Here is a 3112-nt window from a genome sequence, read left to right as displayed (position 1 = left end):
AGGACCAGAGTCGGCATTTCATCGAATTCGAGGCGCGCATCAATCATGTGCAGGTGCGCCTGGCGCTGGCGCGCCGTGACGCGCAGAAAACCGTCCAGGCGCTGCAACAACGTCTGTTAGTCGCCGGCGCCCCGCGACACTTGATGGTGCAACTGTTCGGCTGGATTCCGCAGCACTACCGCAACCAACGCAAGCTGCTCAAACTCGACGATCATCTGCCGCACGGCGGACGCCCGACCAATCCGACGCTCAACGAGGAAGAGGACATTCTGGCCGCCTGGGATCAGCGCGTGGCGCTCGCGCTCCCGGAACGCTATCTCCAAACCGCCATCGCCATCGGGGTCGATGTGCGTCAGGTCTGTCGCGCGCTCAGTCTGCGCGAGGAGCGCGAACGCGACGCGCTGACCGTCGCGCCCAGGCGGCAGACCGGCCCGACGGCCTGTCGGCAGAACGTGCCGCGGCGCGCGGCGGCGCTGGGGCGGGGAGCGGCGTTTGCCTAAGTCTCACCGTCGGCGACGCCAGGCGCTGCTGATCGGCGCACTTCTCGCCGCCAGCGCGACCGTTCAGGGGGGCACCGCGCCGGCGATTCGTCTGATCACCCAAGCGTCCCCGTCCACCGCCATACGCTTCATCCAAGCGCCCGCGCGGGCGGATGACCGTCCCCGGTTCCGTGTCCCGACACCCGTCGGGCGCTCCCCGGTCGGCGCGGCGGACGTCGACGTGGGCCTCTGGCCGGTGGCCGGGCGCGTCAGTTCCGCCTATGGCCAGCGTCAGCATCCCATCAGGAAACGGTCGCAATTTCATCACGGCATCGATCTGGCCGCGCCCGCCGGGACGCCGATTCGTGCCGTAGCCGCCGGTCGCGTGTCGTTCAGCGGTTGGGCCAGCGGGTACGGCAACCGGGTCGACGTCGATCACGGGGCGGGCTGGACCACGCGCTATGCCCATGCGCAGACCCGACAGGTCCAGGTCGGTCAGCGCGTCCAGGCCGGCGACACGTTGGCCAGCGTGGGCACGACCGGCCTTTCCACCGGTCCCCATCTGCATTTCGAGATCCGTCAGGACGGCGCTTCCCGCGATCCGGCGCGCTGGCTGAACGCGATCCCCACGCCACGCGGCGTCCACTACGCTTCCGGGACGCCCCGCGAAGCGGGGTCAACGGGGTCATGAGGGCGGACGTCGCCCACCGTCCGCGCGGCGCGTTTCTTCACCACGGCTTCACGACTGCTTCACGAGTGTCTTCATGCCTGTTCGTTCCGATTCCGAGCTTGCGTCATCCGCCGTCCTGGCCGCCGCCATTCTGGCAACCGTCGAGCGCCTTGGCGGCCATGTCTCTTTCGTCGAACTGTGCCGCGAGGTCGAGGGCTTTGCCGGCGCGAGCGCCTACGCGCTCCACCCCAACCTGATTCTCTGGCAAGGGGTATCGGCAGCCGCAAGTGCGGCGCTGGACGATCTCCAGCGCACCCGCCGCCTCGCCTTCGTCGCCTGCGACCGCCTGGTCTATTTCCTCGACGGCAAAACGCTGCGCCTGCCGGTCGGCAAACGCCGGGGCCATGCGTATCGCCGTCCCACCTGGTATCCCGTGACCGTCTCGACGCCAACGCAACTGGATCGCCATGGCTCTGCGCTGCGTCAAGCGCGTCGCTCCCTGCGTGCCCGTGCGTAGGGCGCGGTTCGCCTTGGCGCTCGCGGGGCTGCTCGGCGTGCTCGGTACGTCCGTGGCCATCGCCGACGCCGCGCGCTTCTACGAGCGCGAGGCCGAAGGCTGGTTCTGGTATCGCCGCGATCCGCTGCCGCCCGCCCCCGTCCTGCCACCGGAACCGCCGCCTGCGCCCGTGCCCGTGCCGCCGCTACCGGAGCCGGAACCGTTGCCCGAACCGCCATCGCCGCCGGAACCGGCACCGCTCTCGGCGGCCTGGTTGCGCGCCAACCTGGAGACCTATCAGCAGCGCGCGATCGACGATCCCAATCCGACGAATCTGGCCGTGTTTCTGTATTTGCAGAAAATCGCGCTCGATAAAGCCTCGCGCTTCACCGACGCCTTTCAACGCGCCGTGCAAAACGACCCCGCGCTCGACGAAACCACCCGTCAGCCCGCTGGCAATTATGCCAATTTGATCAATCGCGTCGCCGGTCAACAGCGCGAAGCGGTCCTCCAGGCGCTCGCCAAGGACACCGGGATCTGGTTTTTCTATCGCGCCGACTGCCCCTATTGCGCCGCGCAAGCCGCCGTGCTGCAGACGCTGGCGCAAACGGGCGGCTTCGTGGTCCAGGCCATTGCCCTCGACGGGAAACCGCTCCCCAAAGGATTGTTTCCGAATTTTCGCCGCGATGGCGGGCAGGCCGCCCGCCTGGGCGTGGTGTCGACGCCGGCGATGTTCCTGGTGCGCCCGCCGGCGGACGTGATGCCGCTCGCGCAGGGGCTGTTGTCGCTCAACGATTTACAGCAGCGCTTGGTGCTGGCCGCTCGCGAGGCGGGTTGGATCGACGAGGCGACCTATGCCCGCACCAAACCTACCGTGGCCGATCGCTACCTGGCGGTTGGCGTCGACGCCCCGCTGTCGGAAGTGCCCGAGGATCCCGATCGCTTTCTCGACCTGTTGCGATCCCGCGCGCCCGCGCCCGCCTCGCTGTCGTCCGCCCCTTTCGCGCCGGAGTAACCCGCGATGCCGCTCACCACCACCGATCGACGCGCCTGGTGCGCCCTCGCGCTGCTTGCGCCCCTGTTCGCCGCGCCCGCGCAGGCGGACCTGAACGCGGAAATGGACAGTCTGTTCGGCACGCTGGTCAATGTCACGGACCCCAGCGCGCAAATGGGACAGCGCCGAGGCGTCCTGTCGGGCGGCTCGCTGGTCGCGCGCAATCGCATTGTCAACGTCAATCCGATTGCGTTGGTGCCGCCGTCCTTCGAGGCCGGCTGCGGCGGCATCGATCTGTTCGGCGGCTCGTTTTCGTTCGTCAACGCCGCACAGTTCACCAACCTGCTGCGCGGCATCGCCTCGAATGCCGCCGGCTACGCCTTCCAACTCGCGCTGACCACGATGATGCCCTCGGGGGCCGAAATCATCGAGCAGTTACAGAAGAAAATCGCGCAATTGAACGCCCTGGCCGG

Annotated in this window: 5 protein-coding genes; all 5 read left to right on the top strand. The window is 68.3% G+C overall.

What is annotated here, in order from left to right; all coding sequences use genetic code 11:
* A partial coding sequence (locus CCR95_RS04830; protein WP_201092359.1) for an STY4526/YPO1902 family pathogenicity island replication protein occupies positions 1–500 on the top strand: 500 nt, incomplete at its 5' end.
* Positions 493–1170, top strand: a complete 678-nt coding sequence (locus CCR95_RS04825) for a M23 family metallopeptidase (protein ID WP_201092358.1) — start codon at positions 493–495, stop codon at positions 1168–1170. The genes CCR95_RS04830 and CCR95_RS04825, both read left to right, overlap by 8 nt.
* 73 nt (positions 1171–1243) lie before the next feature.
* Entirely contained in the window at positions 1244–1666 is a 423-nt protein-coding gene (locus CCR95_RS04820) for a hypothetical protein (protein WP_242523064.1), read from the top strand.
* Positions 1617–2660, top strand: coding sequence for a conjugal transfer protein TraF (locus CCR95_RS04815; protein WP_201092356.1), 1044 nt, complete (start codon positions 1617–1619; stop codon positions 2658–2660). Before CCR95_RS04820 ends, CCR95_RS04815 begins: the two co-directional genes overlap by 50 nt.
* A 6-nt stretch (positions 2661–2666) precedes the next feature.
* Positions 2667–3112, top strand: a 446-nt coding sequence (locus CCR95_RS04810; protein ID WP_201092354.1) for a conjugal transfer protein TraH, incomplete at its 3' end; no start/stop codon positions are given.

It is taken from the genome of Thiocystis minor (genome assembly GCF_016653465.1).
In the GTDB taxonomy this organism is placed as follows: domain Bacteria; phylum Pseudomonadota; class Gammaproteobacteria; order Chromatiales; family Chromatiaceae; genus Chromatium; species Chromatium minus.
This window is presented reverse-complemented; position numbering and strand designations above follow the sequence as displayed.